This window comes from Salmonella sp. JXY0409-18, assembly GCF_020268625.1.
GTDB classification, from domain to species: domain Bacteria; phylum Pseudomonadota; class Gammaproteobacteria; order Enterobacterales; family Enterobacteriaceae; genus Salmonella; species Salmonella enterica.
The window spans coordinates 1,815,305-1,832,200 of record NZ_CP084216.1; the positions used below are offsets into that span (position 1 = coordinate 1,815,305).

A 16,896-nucleotide genomic window follows, 5' to 3' on the forward strand; every position below is an offset into this window, starting at 1 on the left:
TTTGAAGAGCTGGTGCAATTATAAGTCTACAGATGACATTTTATTTACTGATAAGTAATGGATGAATTATGGCTATTAAAGTAGGTATTAATGGTTTTGGGCGTATCGGTCGCACGGTTTTTCGTGAAGCGCAAAAACGCTCTGATATAGAAATTGTGGCAATTAACGATCTGTTAGATGTTAACTATATGGCGTATATGCTGAAGTATGACTCCACTCATGGTCGCTTTGATGGCACTATTGAAGTAGATAATGGTCAGTTAATTGTTAACGGTAAAATAATCCGTGTTACCACTGAACGCGATCCGAATAACCTGAAATGGGGTGAGATCGGTGTTGATGTTGTTGCTGAAGCAACCGGTATTTTCCTGACCGATGAAACTGCTCGCAAGCATATCACTTCTGGTGCAAGGAAAGTTGTTCTGACTGGTCCGTCAAAAGACAATACTCCAATGTTTGTGAAGGGAGTAAACTTTGACAAGTATAGAGGGCAGGATATTGTTTCGAATACATCATGTACAACTAACTGTTTGGCTCCACTGGCCAAAGTCATCAACGACAACTTTGGAATCATTGAGGGGTTAATGACCACCGTCCACGCAACCACGGCGACCCAGAAAACCGTTGACGGCCCGTCTCATAAAGACTGGCGTGGTGGTCGCGGTGCGGCTCAGAACATCATCCCTTCCTCTACTGGTGCAGCTAAAGCCGTAGGTAAAGTTCTACCGGAACTGAACGGAAAATTGACGGGCATGGCGTTCCGCATTCCGACTCCTAACGTTTCTGTTGTTGATCTGACTGTTCGCCTGGAAAAAGCGGCTTCTTATGAAGATATTAAGAAAGTAATCAAGGCTGCTTCTGAAGGCTCAATGAAAGGCATTCTGGGTTACACTGAAGATGACGTTGTTTCTACAGACTTCAATGGTGAAGTTTGTACTTCCGTGTTCGATGCAAAAGCAAGTATTGCTTTGAACGACAACTTCGTAAAACTGGTTTCCTGGTATGATAATGAAACTGGTTACTCAAATAAGGTTCTGGACTTAATCACCCATATTTCCAGATAAGCTAAGATAACCAACGGTTCTAAAAAGGCAGCTTCGGCCGCCTTTTTAGTTCTTATAATATAATTCATATTCCTGAGAGTCAGACTACTTTCTCTTACCCTGGCCTGATGTTGCAATGTTATCTTCAATATGAATTGAAGTTATGATAATCAAGCTGGCACTTGCCAGATATCTTTCACCGTTGCAATTAGTGCAGATAAGACAGAAGATTTCTCTTTTTCACGATCCCAAAGGAAACAAAGCTGGCTCACTGTCTTTTCTCCCGGCCAGATATAAATCTCCTCATTATCCTGAAGAGCTAGAGCGATATCTTCTCTCATCAGAGTTATCCCTGCTCCCATTACTACCAATTCAGCTAGCGTTTTTTCCTGATCAACTATAATGGATGCCTTTACAGTGACATCATGTCGTTCAAAGAAAGACTTTGTTATAGCAGTAAAGGAGCATTTTTCTGGGGTAGCAATCCAGGGTAACTCCTGTAGTTGCTCCCAACCTGCTTTTTCAAGCTGGGATTTCCAGGCCCATGGACCTACAAGGCAGAGCGTTACAGAAGAAACAGGAATAATCCCTAACTGAGAGTCATTAACTTCCCCAATGACAAAGCCAGCATCGAGCTTACCGTTCTTAATGTCTTCAATAATATACCCCGAAATATTCTGCTGGATCGTCAAACTGACATTCTGGTGCCGCAGCCGTAGTTGTGATAGTACTAATGGTAGATTAAGGATTACTGGAACTGAAATAGTGCCTAAGGCACAGTTCTCTATATTATGAAGTGTACGGGCTTTATTTACAAATTTGTTTGCGGCATCAAGTGCAAGACGTGCTTCATCTCTCATGATGAGACCTGTAGAGGTCAGCTCCATGCCTCTGGGGGTGCGTTTGAATAGCTTTACATTGAACTCGGTTTCAAGTTGCTTTATATGGGCGCTTACCGCTGGTTGACTTAGGTAGAGAAGTCCTGCTGCGCGAGTCAGGCTGGCGGTTTCCGCAACGGTAACAAATGTTTTAAGCTGGTTAAGATCCATTGTATCCTCCGTTCGAATCGGCAGGAAAAATTACTGCTTCTTATTAATATGGATTTTATAGTAATCTTTATTTATCGGCTTTCCTATATCTTCGTTAAAATTTATATAACCATTTGAATTTGTTAAAAAATAGTGTCTAATGACTTGGGTGATGCAATACGCAATCGTTTAATTCGATCGTTTCCTTAGATCGTCGCTTATATATTTATATGATTTATATTTTATATAGTTTATATTTTCTGTGATTAAATAAATCACATGTATTTATTTAAAGTTATAGAGAAGACCAGATTTTAGGCAGATCTCATTCCTCTCTAATATTGGGTGTAATCTGGTGCAAAAAAACCGTATTGATAGATAAACACCTGAAAATATTCTACCAGAATAATTTTAGGCATCTACTGACTAATTTATACGAGAATAATTGGCGAAGGCTATTTTTGCCGTAGGATGCAGACTGGCATACGTCAGGAAAAAGGCCAGGAATCTAAAAGGCTAAGAGCCAAAAGGTCAGAACTGGCGCAGTTCAGTGATGTTGATTCATCGTTAAAACCTCAGATTATTACCGCTGTAATAATCTGAGGTTTTGACTGTCAATAAGTGTACTTCCGGAGGCAGTCTGCAAAAAAGCCACCTGAGTGTTGAGCACAGGTGACTTTGTTTTCAGTAAGTTAACGATTACACCGTAATCGCCACTATATTATGACTCCCGCTTTTGTTGTCGGGTATAGATATAGGGTGCAACACAGCCTTCACGATTAGCGTCCAGGTAATCCGACCACCATTGCATCATCGCCTTACGTGCATCGAGGTGTTCCGCTTTGTGAATATAGGCCGCCCTGACGCTGCTACGCTCCTGGTGGCTCATCTGCCTCTCCACTGCGTCGCGCGACCATCGCTCAGATTCCACCAGTGCGCTACAGGCCATAGCCCGCAAACCATACCCGCAGATATCAGTTTTTGTGTCATAACCCATCAGACGCAATGCCTGGTTGATGGTGTTTTCACTCATTGGTTTATGCGGGTTATGGTCGCCGGGAAACACCAGATCCAGATGGCCGGAGATTTCCTTTATCTGCTTCAGAATGGCAAGCGCCTGCCGGGACAGCGGCATAATATGCGGAGTACGCATTTTTGCGCCACGCCCGGCGTAACGTACTTTGTCGATCGCCTCACGGGTGGCGGGGATGGTCCAGATTTTGTTTCTGAAATCAAGCTCACCTCAGCGGGCAAAACGCAGCTCGCTGGAGCGGATAAACAGATGCAGAGTCAGCTTCACTGCCAGCTGGGTTAATTCCCGGCCCTGCTGATAACCATCAATGCACAGGAGCAGTTCAGATAACGGCTCCAGCGGCAGAGCGGGATAGTGATTTTTAACCGGAGGAGTGGTGACGCCTTCCAGATTCAGAGCTGGATTGTTTTCAGTCAGCCCCTGCTGCACGGCGTAACGCATGATGTTACAAAGTTGCTGCCGGGTACGGGACGCGACTTCCAGAAAGCCTTTATCATCGATAATTCTCAGTAACGCAGTGAAATGCTGAGTTTTCAGTAGAGTGGTGGGCAGATGGCCGATAGCCAGAAAAATGTGGTTGTTCATGCTGGCGAGCAGACGGGCGGCATAATCCGCCGACTATTTTTTATTGCTCTTATGCCAGGCCAACGCCACGGCTTTAAAACATTTATCCGGGGAGCTGGTAATCCGTGCGTCGGTTCGTTGCTGAGCGGGGTTAATTTTCCGGGCCAGAAGTTTACGGATACCTTCGCGCCGTTGTCGGGCATCGGAAAGGGAAGCCTGAGGGTACGGGCCTAACGCAATGCGGGATTCTTTTCGATTTTGAGATACCAGAGGCGGGAACCGCCCGGATTGATAAGCAGATACAGACCGTGTGAATCAGTCAGTTTAAAGGGTTTATCAGATGGCTTGATACTACGGATTTTCGCGTCGGACAGGGACATATGGTGGTCACTCCATTATCGAACTGAAATGACCCCAAATCAGACCACCAATTTCGCCGGATGCGCAGGGAAAACCAGATACGCATCGGGAAAGATTTTCACGCTAACTTATTGAAATCTAATTAAATAGGAATTTATAAGCACGCCTGAAAACAGGAATTTGGCTCCTCTGACTGGACTCGAACCAGTGACATACGGATTAACAGTCCGCCGTTCTACCGACTGAACTACAGAGGAATCGTGTGGGGTCGTATATTAGCGGCGGAAAAATTTTTGTCAAACCCCATTTAACCCCTTACAGATTCGATTGCGGGTTATCTCATCACTTTGTTGCATTTGCAGACATTTTTTCTGCAAAAAGCTTTGCAGCCTTACGATTTCTCGCTCATTATTGAAATGTGGTTTCAACTCTCTTCTTTAAGGTCCATTTTGAACGTCTCCACTGCCTTACGCCAGGTTGTCGTCCGTACGCCCTGGTATGCCAAACGCAAGAGCTACAAAGTGTTGTTCTGGCGTGAAATCACCCCACTTGCTATCCCCATTTTTCTGGAAAATACCTGTGTTTTGCTAATGGGCGTGCTCAGTACTTTTCTCGTCAGTTGGCTGGGCAAGGAAGCAATGGCGGGCGTGGGGCTTGCCGACAGTTTTAATATGGTAATTATGGCTTTTTTTGCGGCTATCGATCTTGGTACTACGGTGGTGGTCGCCTTTAGCCTCGGCAAGCGCGACAGGCGACGGGCAAGGGCGGCGGCGCGCCAGTCGCTGGTGATTATGACGCTATTTGCCGTTGTGCTGGCAGTGGTCATTCATTATTTCGGCAGTGAAATTATTAATATTGTCGCAGGCGAGGCGACGCCAGAAGTAAAGGGGCTGGCGTTAACGTACCTTGAACTGACGGTGCTGAGTTATCCGGCTGCGGCAATTGCGCTAATCGGTAGCGGCGCGCTGCGTGGGGCAGGGAATACGAAAATCCCGTTGATGATTAACGGCGGGATGAACATTCTCAATATTATCATCAGCAGCATCCTGATTTACGGGGCTTTCTCCTGGCAAGGGCTGGGTTTTGCCGGCGCGGGGCTGGGATTAACCATTTCGCGCTATATCGGCGCGGTAGCGATTATTTGGGTGCTGATGATTGGTTTTAATCCGGCGCTGCGCATTCCGCTGAAAAGCTATCTGAAGCCGCTGAATTTCGGCATTATCTGGGAAGTGATGGGTATCGGTATTCCGGCGAGCATTGAATCAGTGCTGTTCAACGGTGGCAAGCTACTGACACAAATGTTTGTCGCCGGAATGGGCACTAACGTTATTGCGGGTAACTTTATTGCCTTTTCCGTGGCGGCGCTTATCAACCTGCCGGGTAACGCCCTTGGTTCGGCGTCGACTATTATCACCGGTAAGCGTCTTGGTACCGGACAAATTGGTCAGGCAGAGCGTCAACTGCGCCATGTATTCTGGATGTCGACTATCGTACTTACGGCAATCGCCTGGGGGACAGCGCCGTTCGCGGGTCTGTTTGCCTCATTTTATACCCAGGAGCAGGACGTAAAAGAGGTAGTAAAAGTTCTGCTCTGGCTTAATGCCGCCTTTATGCCAATTTGGGCGGCCGCGTGGGTGTTGCCGTCGGGTTTTAAAGGCGCGCGCGATGTGCGATTTGCGATGTGGGTATCGATGCTGGGGATGTGGGGCTGTCGCGTTGTGGCAGGGTATACGCTTGGTATTGTGCTGGGTATGGGGGTTGTAGGGGTTTGGCTGGGGATGTTTCTTGACTGGGCCGTGCGCGGCGCGCTGTTTTACTGGCGTCTGGTAAGCGGGCGCTGGCTGTGGAGATACCCGCGCGTAAAGAGGGAGTAAGCGCTTTTTGCTGTGAAAATCATCAGGAAACGGTGAATTTTAACCGAAGTGTGGAATAAAACAGCAAACGAACTTTTTTTGTGAAAACAGGCTTTGACAAGCCAGGGGCACCTCGTTAATATTCGCCCCGTTCACACGATTCCTCTGTAGTTCAGTCGGTAGAACGGCGGACTGTTAATCCGTATGTCACTGGTTCGAGTCCAGTCAGAGGAGCCAGATTTTAGTTTCGGGACATCCTGGTGAGTCCGGAGACGTTTAAAAAACAAGAAATTATCTTTACCCGGTTGACCTGAGAAGGTTTGCCGGGTTTTTTGACATCCATAGTTTCTTGAGGGCTTAATCGGAGGCTTCACGGTTCGTTGGAAAAATGGAGCCCCCGCCGATGGCATTAACCGATACCGCTATCCGCAAGATCAAACCCGTATCAGTATGCTGACATATAGATGTGTTCGGTTCAAACGGAGCGATCACACAAGCTTGCCAGGTGATGCCCCTGGTGGGAATCGCGACTGTCTCTTTCATCTGATTTCAGATATTTTCCGTGATCTTGATCCGTTCTTTCCCAAAAGATTGATTTCTTTCATTCGAAACAAGGCTGTACAATAAGTAAACCAAAATAGCAGCTATAGAGTTTCTAATGGATACAGTAGAAGAACTAAATGGAACATACTTCTATGCAGGAAAATCCAATCTGAATGCTGCCGAACTTCTGTTTATGATTTTTTGTGAGAATACCGCAAGCCAGTTTGGGATTGGTGTTGCAGATTTCGGGGCCGTTGTTGCTCTGGTATCAGGTCGCAATAATCTCTGGACAAGGGCGAAACCCGCTGGAGCGACTAAAGGCACATCATACGCGTCCAGGACTGCACGTGCAGTGTTTAAAAAGTCAAAATTTCCCTTTGGAATATCCCTTCCGACATGGTTAGGGCGGTTACACCCCGTGGACAGCCAGACGTGTTATGGTTCGTAACATTGCGCCGTTTGTTGGACGTTCCATTCCTTTGATCGGGGAAATTATCCTTGCCGCAGATGTGTCACAAATAACATATCGCACTATACGCGACTACAATACCATTGCTCGGGGCAATGATAAGTTATGGTAGACAATATTGAACAGCAAGTTTACGAGCTTGTACGGCCTTATGTTGGCACATATCTGTTCAACATTAAGCAAGTGGAATTAACACCAGAGATTGACCTTGATACTGATCTGAGCATTGATGAACTTGAAGCCGAAGATCTCATGAATAAATTCTTCGAGAAACTCAATGTCGAGCGAGGTAACTTCAGAATAGAAACCTATTTTCCTAATCACCCTTTTTCATGGCATCCGTTCAAGAAAACGGAGCCTGTACCCGTCCCAGATTTCACTATCAGCATGCTGATCGAGTCAGCAAAAGCCGGGAAATGGTTATATGACTAATTGTAATGAACTTAACAAATGGCTGTACCAGTACCCTTCTTTTTGAGCGATGATGGTGGCGCTAAGATAGTTCTCTTTTCTTTTTAAAGGGTTCATGTTTACTGCCGCCGCCCTTACGCTAACCCTTTTAGTTTCTTCCTTTGCTGTCATACTATCGAATGACGTGCCTCACCTGTGAACGCTAAGGAGAATAATATGGAAAATAAAGGCACAAACCTGACGCCCGAGCAGGCGCTGGATCGCCTGGAGGAGCTGTACGAGCAGTCGGTTAACGCGCTCCGTGAAGCCATCGCTGACTATGTTGATAACGGCACGCTGCCCGATCCCCATGCCAGGCTTAACGGACTGTTTGTTTATCCTTCGCTGTCTGTAAGCTGGGATGGCGCGACACCGAACCCGCCTAAAACACGCGCTTTTGGACGCTTTACTCATCCCGGCTGTTATACCACTACCGTTACGCGGCCTGCGCTATTTCGCGCTTATCTTCTGGAACAGCTTAACCTCGTTTATCATGATTATGGCGCGCATATTGCGGTGGAGGCCTCGCACCATGAGATCCCGTATCCTTACGTGATTGACGGCTCAGCTCTGACGCTGGATCGCTCTATGAGCGCCGGGCTAACGCGCCATTTTCCTACCACAGAACTGGCGCAGATTGGCGATGAGACGGCAGACGGTCTGTTCCACCCCGGCGAATTCTATCCGTTATCGCACTTCGACGCGCGTCGTGTTGACTTCTCGTTGGCCCGGTTACGGCACTATACCGGTACGCCGGTTGAACATTTTCAGCCCTTCGTTTTGTTTACCAACTACACCCGCTATGTCGATGAGTTTGTGCGCTGGGGATGCAGCCAAATTCTTGATCCTGACAGCCCCTATATCGCGCTTTCCTGTGCCGGCGGAATTTGGATCACGGCAGAAACGGAAGCGCCGGAAGAGGCTATTTCCGATCTGGCCTGGAAGAAGCATCAGATGCCCGCTTGGCACCTGGTAACGGCAGATGGGCAGGGGATTACGCTGGTAAATATTGGTGTCGGCCCTTCAAATGCTAAAACGATTTGCGACCATTTGGCCGTGTTGCGGCCTGACGTCTGGCTTATGATTGGGCACTGTGGAGGGTTACGAGAAAGTCAGGCGATTGGCGATTATGTGCTGGCCCATGCCTACTTACGCGATGATCATGTGCTGGATGCTGTTCTGCCGCCTGATATTCCTATTCCAAGCATTGCGGAAGTACAGCGTGCGCTGTACGACGCTACCAAAGCGGTTAGCGGAATGCCCGGCGAAGAGGTGAAACAGCGACTGCGCACGGGAACGGTCGTCACCACGGATGACCGTAACTGGGAGCTTCGTTATTCCGCATCGGCGCTGCGATTCAACCTTAGCCGCGCGGTTGCGATTGATATGGAGAGCGCGACGATTGCAGCCCAGGGCTATCGCTTTCGTGTGCCTTACGGCACGTTGCTTTGTGTTTCTGACAAACCTTTACACGGTGAAATTAAACTGCCCGGGCAGGCAAACCGGTTTTATGAGGGGGCTATTTCAGAACATTTGCAAATTGGTATTCGTGCTATTGATTTGCTACGCGCAGAAGGTGATCGTTTGCACTCACGTAAATTACGCACGTTTAATGAGCCACCGTTTCGCTAACGAAATGAGCTGTCGCCTGCTGTTGGACAGGAGCGGAAGAGGCGTATTTATATGATATGGAAAGTGGCTGAATGAAGCCTTAGCGGGAGGCGATTCCGCATCCCGCTAAGGCCTTATTGTGCCGCGAGCTTCATCACCATCGCCGGAGACCTGTCACCGATAATCGCCTCTACGTCAGGAAACGCGCCGGAAGGCGAAAACATTGCGCCACACTTCACGCTCCTTGAGCGCCTGAGCCACAAGCCCGGATTGACAAGTAGATACAGATCGTGTGAATCGGTCAGTTTAAAGGGGTTATCAAAAGGCTTGATACTGCGGATTTTCGTGTCGGACAGGAATATAGGGTGGTCACGCCATTATCGAACTGAAATGGCCCCAAATCAGACCACCAATTTCGCCGGATACGCAGGAAAAACCAGACACACATCGGGAAAGATTTTCACGCTAACTTATTGAAACCTAACTGAATAGTGACTTATAAGTACGCCTGAAAACAGGAAGTTGGCTCCTCTGACTGGACTCGAACCAGTGACATACGGATTAACAGTCCGCCGTTCTACCGACTGAACTACAGAGGAATCGTGTGAACGGGGCGCATAGTAACGATGTGCGATCGGCTTGTCAAAGGGGGAAATAAGATTACGCGTTTGTTTGCTGACAAAAACAACAAAGCGTTGAAGTTTTGATCTAATCCCTGCTTTGCTCCGGCATGGCGCAACTTTGTCTGTAATTACACAAGTCAAATTTTCCTGAAGGATTTTTTCATCAGCCTGTTTTTTTGCGTTCGGGTCAATCCCCTGAGCCAGCTACCTTTTAGCCTCGTCACGGCATTATCTGGCATCGGCAAGCGATACAGCAGGGTAAACCCCAATGGAAAACACCTCCTGATTGCCATAATAGCGTTAGCCCAACTGCCAGTATTTCGAACCGATAGAGGCCAAACCCGTCAGTGAGCTTGACAGCCTTTTCCGATGGTCTGGCATTTTTTACTTTAGTATCAGTAAGTGACATGACGGTTCCCTCCGCGTGCTGGTAAAACGTAAATCGAACCAGCTTTACCAGCAAAAGGGTATGGCTTCGAATGATTTTTAGTGAACGAGGGTGAACCTGAAAAAGGGGATAATCAGTTGATATAAATGCAGAAAGCAGACGTCAGTGAACGTCTGCTTCCCTAAATTTGGCTCCTCTGACTGGACTCGAACCAGTGACATACGGATTAACAGTCCGCCGTTCTACCGACTGAACTACAGAGGAATTGTTTCAACGAGGCGCATAATACTGGGCCCGCTATAACGTGTCAACAGTAAAATTAACGCGCCAATTCAATTGGTTAATTAACCCACAAAGTGAGGAATTAATGTTCGGATTCCTCGCCGTAGTCGCCTTCGGCAGCGTTTACCCGTAAGCGCTGAGAAGGATCCTGGCGATAGAACTGGCAAAAACGCTGCCATAGCGCCGGGAAACGTGGAGCAAACAGTTCTGGCGCGCTGAAAAAATACTCTGACAACACGGCAAAACATTCTGCAGGGTCGGTGGCGGCATAGGCATCTATACTGGCAGCGCTTTCGCCAACAAGATCGATTTCATCCTGAATATTATTCATTGCCGCGTGGAGATCGTGTTCCCAGCCAGCCACATCGCGCAACGGGATGAAAGGGATGCCGCTGGCGCGATCGCCATTACGCATATCCAGTTTGTGCGCGACTTCATGAATAATGAGGTTGAAACCTGAAGCATCGAACGAGTCCTGGATATCCAGCCAGTTCAGAATGATGGGCCCTTGTTGCCAGCTTTGTCCCGACTGTACGACACGCTGGCTGTGCACCAGACCTATGTCATCTTCCCATTCATCATCTACCACAAAGGGCGCGGGATAAATGAGCACTTCATGAAAACCATCAAGCCACTCAATACCGAGCTCCAGGATCGGTAAGCAAAAAATTAACGCAATACGTGCACTTTTTAACGAGTCGAGCTCAAATCCCTGTAGCGCTACCAGTCTTTTCTGCTGCAAAAAACGTTCGGCTAGCGCAATAAGCCGAGCCTGTTCTTGCGCGGTGAGGTTTACCAGAAGAGGTATAGCCAGCGCATCATTCCACGGCCAGTCTTCGTTCTGGGTTATTTCTTGTGCTTTCCAGGGCCACTTAATCATCGTTTTGCTCGTAAACTCGTCACTTGAACAAAATTACCCGAATAGGGTCTGTTAAAATGCCAAATTACCTGGCATCATTGCAACATACGGAGAGATGCCGGAGCGGCTGAACGGACCGGTCTCGAAAACCGGAGTAGGGGCAACTCTACCGGGGGTTCAAATCCCCCTCTCTCCGCCACAATTCAAACACTTAGCTCATCTTCTTTCAGCGATCAGTCTCACACTTAGAATACACTTAGAATATTCTGTTAGAATATTACGTGAAAAACGTATCGCCATCTTATGCTTTTTCTGCCAGAAGAGGGGGCCAGGGATAGTGTTATTTTTACTTTTCGATCATAAGTCAACTCCTGGTTTTCTGCCCCCGCTCTTTCGCCGTACCCCATCTGGATTAATATTGATGTCACTAGCGGCGATTTAACGCCGCCGTCCTCGGTAATCGTCGCACCCGGCCTGTTGCCCGAAATGTTCTCCTGTAGACATGGGCGCAGGGCGAAAGATTAATTGCTGTCAGGGAAACGCGCTGGCGCGTGGCGATAACTTACGCTGCGGGGCTGTCGACGCTGTACAGAAAATGTGGCCTCCAGACTGGCTTAAATATGCACACATGACAATACAACCGGAAAATTTACAAAACCCATAATTTGAACTGAGAGAGAAACTTACAAACGAAGCGACGAAGATTTAAACAGCCGTAGCGACTCCGGTATCTTGCGCGCATGTTTAAATAATACTACTGTATATAAAAACAGTATTCGAGGTATGGATTATGGAATTTTTCAGACCTACAGAGTTGCGCGAAATTATTCCTCTCCCATTTTTCAGTTACTTAGTGCCGTGTGGATTCCCCAGCCCCGCAGCGGACTACATTGAGCAGCGTATCGATCTTAATGAGTTGCTCGTTTCTCATCCCAGCTCAACATATTTTGTCAAAGCCACGGGTGATTCAATGATTGAAGCAGGCATCAGCGACGGCGACCTGCTGGTGGTGGATAGCTCACGGAACGCTGACCACGGTGACATTGTAATTGCGGCAATTGAAGGAGAGTTCACCGTAAAACGGTTGCAGTTGCGCCCGACAGTGCAGCTAATCCCCATGAACGGCGCCTATCGACCTATACCTGTCGGCAGTGAAGACACGCTCGACATATTCGGGGTGGTGACCTTTATCATTAAAGCGGTCAGTTGATTATGTTCGCGCTCTGCGATGTTAATAGCTTTTACGCCTCCTGCGAAACGGTCTTTCGTCCTGATTTATGTGGCCGACCGGTGGTGGTGTTATCAAACAATGATGGCTGCGTTATCGCGTGTAGCGCCGAGGCGAAACAGCTTGGTATCGCACCAGGTGAGCCATTCTTCAAACAGAAAGAACGCTTCCGGCGATCCGGTGTTGTTTGCTTCAGCAGTAATTACGAGCTTTACGCTGATATGTCGAACCGGGTAATGACCACACTCGAGGAGATGGCGCCGCGGGTAGAAATTTACAGCATTGATGAGGCTTTTTGTGATCTGACGGGAGTACGAAACTGCCGGGATCTGACAGATTTCGGGCGCGAGATAAGAGCGACGGTCCTGAAGCGCACGCACCTGACTGTCGGTGTAGGCATTGCCCAGACGAAAACCCTTGCCAAGCTGGCTAACCATGCTGCGAAAAAGTGGCAGCGCCAGACCGGCGGGGTGGTTGACCTATCGAACATCGATCGCCAGCGTCGGCTACTGGCCCTGATACCCGTAGAGGATGTCTGGGGTGTCGGCAGGCGCATCAGTAAGAAGCTCAATGCCCTGGGCATCAAGACTGCTCTCGATCTCTCTGAACAAAGTACCTGGATCATCAGGAAACACTTCAATGTCGTGCTGGAGCGTACCGTGAGAGAGCTTCGCGGAGAGCCATGTCTGGAGCTTGAAGAGTTTGCGCCGGCAAAGCAGGAAATCGTTTGTAGCCGCTCTTTCGGCGAGCGGGTCACAGACTATGAGGAAATGCGCCAGGCTGTTTACAGCTACGCTGCGCGCGCGGCAGAAAAACTCCGCGGCGAGCACCAGTACTGCCGTTTCATTTCAACATTCGTCAAAACATCACCCTTTGCCCTGAACAAGCCCTACTACGGTAACAGCGCCGCGGTGACGCTTCTCACCCCCACGCAGGATTCACGCGACATTATCAATGCGGCTGTGAAGTGCCTGGATAAAATATGGCGCGACGGCCATCGCTACCAGAAAGCGGGGGTGATGCTGGGTGACTTCTTCAGTCAGGGCGTAGCGCAACTCAACCTTTTCGACGATAACGCGCCGCGCGCCGGTAGTGCGAAGTTGATGGAAGTACTGGACCATCTTAACGCAAAAGCCGGGAAGGGGACGCTGTACTTCGCCGGGCAGGGGATGTCGCAACAGTGGGCTATGAAGCGAGAAATGCTTTCGCCTCGGTACACCACAAGATACTCTGATCTACTGCGTGTTAAGTAACTTGTGCGATCAATGCATGAGATAGTTGCCAAATCATCCCCGTTCTCTAACCGGTTTTGGTCGCACAAGATCACAGGAACCTCTCACGATGATGCGCATGTATTCTGGTTTACGACATCAGAAAATGTGGCGCGTTTATTGCCAGGTAGGCGTTGGGAGACGTAACTTATTTACGCCAGGTTTCAGCCGTAGCGACGGGCATGGATAAAAAGAGTATGGCAATCAGCGTGATAATGCTAAAAAACAATTAATATTTTTTTAACAAAACTAAAGCTTGCTATGTGCAGTTAACCATGCGTTAATGGTTGTGCGGTTTGATACAAACTTATCTGAAGTAGTGATTGTAATATTTCTCATCATTTGTTCCTCTTGAGATCTCCTTTAGGTTTTTTTCTCTCTGATAATTTTCTTCAGGCCATTTTGCCCAAGGGCTCATTCAAAAGGTAACAATATTATGACGACGAAAATCACTGGTTTAGTAAAATGGTTTAACCCTGAAAAGGGCTTTGGTTTCATTACGCCTAAAGATGGCAGCAAAGATGTGTTTGTGCATTTTTCCGCCATTCAAAGTAATGAATTCCGCACTCTGAATGAAAATCAGGAAGTGGAGTTTTCAGTAGAGCAGGGACCAAAAGGTCCATCAGCGGTCAACGTTGTGGCGCTTTAAGGTATCTGATATTACTAATAAAATTCACTTCCGGTGTCCATGTTGCCATGGTTCACAATACAGAACATCGACATTCGATGTTACTGAGCAAAACCCATTTGGCGCGAAATGTATTTTTTGTAAGTCAACCATGATCACTTTTGATAATGTTGGATTATACATTCGCTCAGGACAGGTTCCGCCAGATTTTAGAAAATAATTCATATCAGCTCCGTACAGGAGCTTTTTTTATGCCCGGATGATTATCATCTATAGACGCTGGCATCCATCATCTATAGTGGCATTTTCCTTTCCCCAAAAGTGTTATTTCTCTTGCAGACAGCGCCTGAAAAGAGCGAAATTGTCCTCATCTATCCGATGAAACCAGGTCACCTGTCTTTGCGCCGTTATCCGTTATTTAATTCTTGCCCTATAATAACAAGCCCGCGCTAAGCACGGGCTTGAATAACATAAAGCGTCTTAGAACTGGTAGACCAGACCAACACCTACGATATCATCGGTTGCAATACCGTTGTTTGCGTAGAAGTCATCATCTTCGTCCAGCAGGTTGATTTTATAATCAACGTAGGTGGACATATTTTTGTTGAAGTAGTAAGTCATACCAACGTCAACATATTTAACCAGATCTTTGTCGGTGTAACGATAGTTACCACGGCTATCCATATCCTGGCCGCCTAAATCTTTGCCCTTAGACTGCAAGTAGGCGATGGACGGACGCAGACCGAAATCGAACTGATACTGCGCAACCACTTCAAAGTTCTGGGTTTTGTTAGCGATACCGCCGCCACCGCCATCGCCACCGCCATAATAGGTCATGTTGCGGGTTTCAGCGTACATGGCCGCCAGGTAAACATTGTAGGCGTCATATTTGGCACCTACGGTCCAGGCTTCGGCAGTTTCACCGCCGGAATAGCTATTGCCATAGTAATGATGGCCATCACCACGCCCACTAGCAACCTGATTGTCCGTACGGTCAGAGGAAGAGTAGGCCGCCCCCAGGCTTAACCCGAAGTCAAAGTCGTAGGAGGTAGACATACCGAAACCGTCGCCGTTTTCACGGGCCAGTTTGCGAGTACCACTATCTGCATCGCTGCCGTTGGTTGTTCCTTCGCCTGCGCCAGGATCTTCATTATTACCCTGGTACTGCAACGCGAAGTTCAGGCCTTCCACCAGACCGAAGAAGTCGGTATTACGGTAGGTAGCAACGCCGTTGGTTCTGCCCAGCATATAGACATCGGTCTGGGTATAAGTATCACCGCCGAATTCCGGCAGCGCATCGGTCCAGGCTTCAATGTCGTAGATAACACCATAGTTACGGCCATAATCGAAAGAGCCGTACTCGCCGAATTTCAGACCGGCAAAGCCCAGACGAGTCCAGGAGTTTGCACCTTCGCCTTCGGTGGTGTTTACCTTAATGTTGTATTCCCACTGACCATAGCCGGTCAGCATATCGTTGATTTGCGTTTCGCCTTTAAAGCCAATACGGGCGTAGGACTGGTCGCCATCGTCGCCTGCATTGTCAGAGAAGTAACGCAGACCATCAACTTTGCCGTACAGGTCGAGTTTGTTGCCATTTTTATTATAAATTTCAGCCGCATTTGCTGCGCCTGCCACTAATAACGCCGGGACAAGCAGTGCCAGAACTTTTCTGTTCATTATGTATTCCCTTATGATAATAATTTATATGAATATGTAGCCACTTCAACAAAACTACAAATTGATACTATTCTATGAAGTTCATGGAATTTAAAAAATAACATGTAACAAAGGTATTTAAAATATTTCAATTTGTTTCTGTTTGGTTTTTTATAATACAGACTATATAAGTAACTAAGAATATATATTCTATAATTATCATTTTTTATCAATGGGTTATGTGTTTTTATTTGATGTTTTTTGGCGTGAATATAATTTGTTTTTTATATGTATTTCATGATTTGATTATGAAAAAGCATAAAAAAAACCGGCATAAATGCCGGTAATGTGGGTAATGATAAAATAAATGATAAAAGGCTAATAACCGAATCATTCTGACACTTAATGCTAATAAAATAAAACGCTATCGCGGTGCGTAAAAATAAGTTGTTCTGGTTATGGGTTATTCTGCATCAGAGTGCGATTCAATCACCATTCCCTTATTTAACAGCAGGTTCAGCGCCTGACGTAACATTATCTGAGAATAAACTATTTGTGGAATGAATAACCAGAACAGGTGGATAAGGTATTTTATGGTCGAAATGTGACTAATGTCACATTATAATGTAATTAATGTCATATGACTTACATCACAAAAGCGGAGTAAAGTTTGAGTACCAGGGAGGACAACGCCACCCGTAGCATGGGTGGCAAATTAGCGTTATGGGTTTTTTATACCTTTTGCGGCTACTTCATCTGGGCGATGGCGCGTTGCGTGTGGCTGATGTCCGCCATACAAACCGAGCCGGTTCTCGGCCCAATCAGCACTCCTGGCAGCGCAACGGAAAAATGGCTTAACGCGCTTTCGCTGGGCGTCGTCTGGCTTATTCTGGGGAGTATTGCCTGGTATACCCGGCCTCGCAAAAACAGGGCTTATCCCGCCGACACTAAGCCAGAAACGCGCAAGTAAGCAGGGATGTAAAGTGGTGGCGGATATGTCAGGATAG

Annotated in this window: 13 protein-coding genes, 5 tRNA genes and 3 pseudogenes; 12 read left to right on the top strand and 9 right to left on the bottom strand. The window is 47.3% G+C overall.

The window, feature by feature from the left end:
- Positions 1-68 precede the first annotated feature (68 nt).
- On the top strand, positions 69-1,064 hold the full coding sequence (gene gapA, locus LDB27_RS08525; protein ID WP_000985846.1) for a glyceraldehyde-3-phosphate dehydrogenase: 996 nt from the start codon (positions 69-71) through the stop codon (positions 1,062-1,064).
- A gap of 149 nt (positions 1,065-1,213) precedes the next feature.
- Here gapA and LDB27_RS08530 read toward each other — a convergent pair whose 3' ends face one another.
- The 3 genes and pseudogenes from LDB27_RS08530 to LDB27_RS08540 form a co-directional block, all read right to left on the bottom strand.
- Positions 1,214-2,092 (bottom strand): LysR family transcriptional regulator, encoded by an 879-nt coding sequence (locus tag LDB27_RS08530; protein WP_000365362.1) that lies wholly within the window; start codon positions 2,090-2,092, stop codon positions 1,214-1,216.
- A 700-nt stretch (positions 2,093-2,792) separates the two neighbouring features.
- Positions 2,793-4,048: pseudogene (locus LDB27_RS08535) on the bottom strand (tyrosine-type recombinase/integrase).
- 161 nt (positions 4,049-4,209) lie between these two features.
- A tRNA-Asn gene (locus tag LDB27_RS08540) sits at positions 4,210-4,285 on the bottom strand.
- Positions 4,286-4,444: 159 nt separating this feature from the next.
- On the opposite strand from LDB27_RS08540, the gene LDB27_RS08545 reads away from it, so the two are divergent.
- The 4 genes and pseudogenes from LDB27_RS08545 to LDB27_RS08560 all read left to right on the top strand — a co-directional run bounded on the left by LDB27_RS08545 (position 4,445) and on the right by LDB27_RS08560 (position 7,325).
- Entirely contained in the window at positions 4,445-5,902 is a 1,458-nt protein-coding gene (locus tag LDB27_RS08545) for an EmmdR/YeeO family multidrug/toxin efflux MATE transporter (RefSeq protein WP_001542574.1), read from the top strand.
- Between the two features lie 140 nt (positions 5,903-6,042).
- A tRNA-Asn gene (locus tag LDB27_RS08550) sits at positions 6,043-6,118 on the top strand.
- A 421-nt stretch (positions 6,119-6,539) separates the two neighbouring features.
- Positions 6,540-7,005 (top strand): annotated as a pseudogene (locus LDB27_RS08555) (STM2901 family protein).
- Entirely contained in the window at positions 6,999-7,325 is a 327-nt protein-coding gene (locus tag LDB27_RS08560; RefSeq protein WP_000228161.1) for a DUF1493 family protein, read from the top strand. Before LDB27_RS08555 ends, LDB27_RS08560 begins: the two are co-directional and overlap by 7 nt.
- On the opposite strand, the gene LDB27_RS08565 is transcribed toward LDB27_RS08560, so the two are convergent.
- Positions 7,314-7,475: a hypothetical protein gene (locus LDB27_RS08565; RefSeq protein ID WP_001531298.1), complete on the bottom strand. Its 162-nt coding sequence runs from the start codon at positions 7,473-7,475 to the stop codon at positions 7,314-7,316. The two genes, LDB27_RS08560 and LDB27_RS08565, sit on opposite strands and share 12 nt — an antisense overlap.
- A 45-nt stretch (positions 7,476-7,520) precedes the next feature.
- On the opposite strand from LDB27_RS08565, the gene LDB27_RS08570 reads away from it, so the two are divergent.
- A complete protein-coding gene (locus LDB27_RS08570) occupies positions 7,521-8,975 on the top strand; it encodes an AMP nucleosidase (RefSeq protein WP_000428191.1) in 1,455 nt (484 codons plus the stop codon).
- 502 nt (positions 8,976-9,477) lie between these two features.
- On the opposite strand, the gene LDB27_RS08580 is transcribed toward LDB27_RS08570, so the two are convergent.
- The 4 genes and pseudogenes from LDB27_RS08580 to mtfA all read right to left on the bottom strand — a co-directional run bounded on the left by LDB27_RS08580 (position 9,478) and on the right by mtfA (position 11,127).
- Positions 9,478-9,553 (bottom strand) — tRNA-Asn (locus LDB27_RS08580).
- A 168-nt stretch (positions 9,554-9,721) separates the two neighbouring features.
- A pseudogene (locus LDB27_RS08585) lies at positions 9,722-9,986 on the bottom strand (Arm DNA-binding domain-containing protein); the annotation flags it as partial.
- 167 nt (positions 9,987-10,153) lie between these two features.
- Positions 10,154-10,229: transfer RNA gene (locus tag LDB27_RS08590), tRNA-Asn, on the bottom strand.
- A 100-nt stretch (positions 10,230-10,329) separates the two neighbouring features.
- Complete coding sequence (mtfA, locus tag LDB27_RS08595; RefSeq protein ID WP_000598926.1) at positions 10,330-11,127, bottom strand: DgsA anti-repressor MtfA; 798 nt, start codon at positions 11,125-11,127, stop codon at positions 10,330-10,332.
- A gap of 88 nt (positions 11,128-11,215) precedes the next feature.
- On the opposite strand from mtfA, the gene LDB27_RS08600 reads away from it, so the two are divergent.
- From LDB27_RS08600 to LDB27_RS08625, 5 genes are all read left to right on the top strand, one after another.
- Positions 11,216-11,305 (top strand) — tRNA-Ser (locus LDB27_RS08600).
- A 591-nt stretch (positions 11,306-11,896) separates the two neighbouring features.
- Positions 11,897-12,316: a translesion error-prone DNA polymerase V autoproteolytic subunit gene (locus tag LDB27_RS08610; protein WP_000394197.1), complete on the top strand. Its 420-nt coding sequence runs from the start codon at positions 11,897-11,899 to the stop codon at positions 12,314-12,316.
- Between the two features lie 2 nt (positions 12,317-12,318).
- The gene (locus tag LDB27_RS08615; protein ID WP_000457657.1) at positions 12,319-13,587 is read left to right on the top strand and encodes a Y-family DNA polymerase; all 1,269 of its coding nucleotides are present in this window, start codon (positions 12,319-12,321) and stop codon (positions 13,585-13,587) included.
- A 454-nt stretch (positions 13,588-14,041) separates the two neighbouring features.
- Positions 14,042-14,254, top strand: a complete 213-nt coding sequence (locus LDB27_RS08620; protein ID WP_000208509.1) for a cold shock domain-containing protein — start codon at positions 14,042-14,044, stop codon at positions 14,252-14,254.
- Between the two features lie 10 nt (positions 14,255-14,264).
- Entirely contained in the window at positions 14,265-14,453 is a 189-nt protein-coding gene (locus LDB27_RS08625) for a hypothetical protein (protein WP_024131109.1), read from the top strand.
- A gap of 260 nt (positions 14,454-14,713) precedes the next feature.
- Here LDB27_RS08625 and ompS1 read toward each other — a convergent pair whose 3' ends face one another.
- Entirely contained in the window at positions 14,714-15,910 is a 1,197-nt protein-coding gene (gene ompS1 / locus LDB27_RS08630; protein ID WP_023231006.1) for a porin OmpS1, read from the bottom strand.
- 649 nt (positions 15,911-16,559) lie between these two features.
- Here ompS1 and drpB point away from each other — a divergent pair.
- A complete protein-coding gene (gene drpB, locus LDB27_RS08635) occupies positions 16,560-16,859 on the top strand; it encodes a cell division protein DrpB (RefSeq protein ID WP_000107430.1) in 300 nt (99 codons plus the stop codon).
- The last annotated feature ends 37 nt before the right edge of the window (positions 16,860-16,896 follow it).

Coding starts and splice junctions, on each gene's coding strand:
- LDB27_RS08545 (WP_001542574.1), top strand. CDS start 4,445: ATGTGGTTTCAACTCTCTTCTTTAAGGTCCATTTTGAACGTCTCCACT.
- LDB27_RS08530 (WP_000365362.1), bottom strand. CDS start 2,092: ATGGATCTTAACCAGCTTAAAACATTTGTTACCGTTGCGGAAACCGCC.
- LDB27_RS08570 (WP_000428191.1), top strand. CDS start 7,521: ATGGAAAATAAAGGCACAAACCTGACGCCCGAGCAGGCGCTGGATCGC.
- LDB27_RS08620 (WP_000208509.1), top strand. CDS start 14,042: ATGACGACGAAAATCACTGGTTTAGTAAAATGGTTTAACCCTGAAAAG.
- LDB27_RS08615 (WP_000457657.1), top strand. CDS start 12,319: ATGTTCGCGCTCTGCGATGTTAATAGCTTTTACGCCTCCTGCGAAACG.
- ompS1 (WP_023231006.1), bottom strand. CDS start 15,910: ATGAACAGAAAAGTTCTGGCACTGCTTGTCCCGGCGTTATTAGTGGCA.
- LDB27_RS08565 (WP_001531298.1), bottom strand. CDS start 7,475: ATGACAGCAAAGGAAGAAACTAAAAGGGTTAGCGTAAGGGCGGCGGCA.
- mtfA (WP_000598926.1), bottom strand. CDS start 11,127: ATGATTAAGTGGCCCTGGAAAGCACAAGAAATAACCCAGAACGAAGAC.
- LDB27_RS08560 (WP_000228161.1), top strand. CDS start 6,999: ATGGTAGACAATATTGAACAGCAAGTTTACGAGCTTGTACGGCCTTAT.
- gapA (WP_000985846.1), top strand. CDS start 69: ATGGCTATTAAAGTAGGTATTAATGGTTTTGGGCGTATCGGTCGCACG.
- LDB27_RS08610 (WP_000394197.1), top strand. CDS start 11,897: ATGGAATTTTTCAGACCTACAGAGTTGCGCGAAATTATTCCTCTCCCA.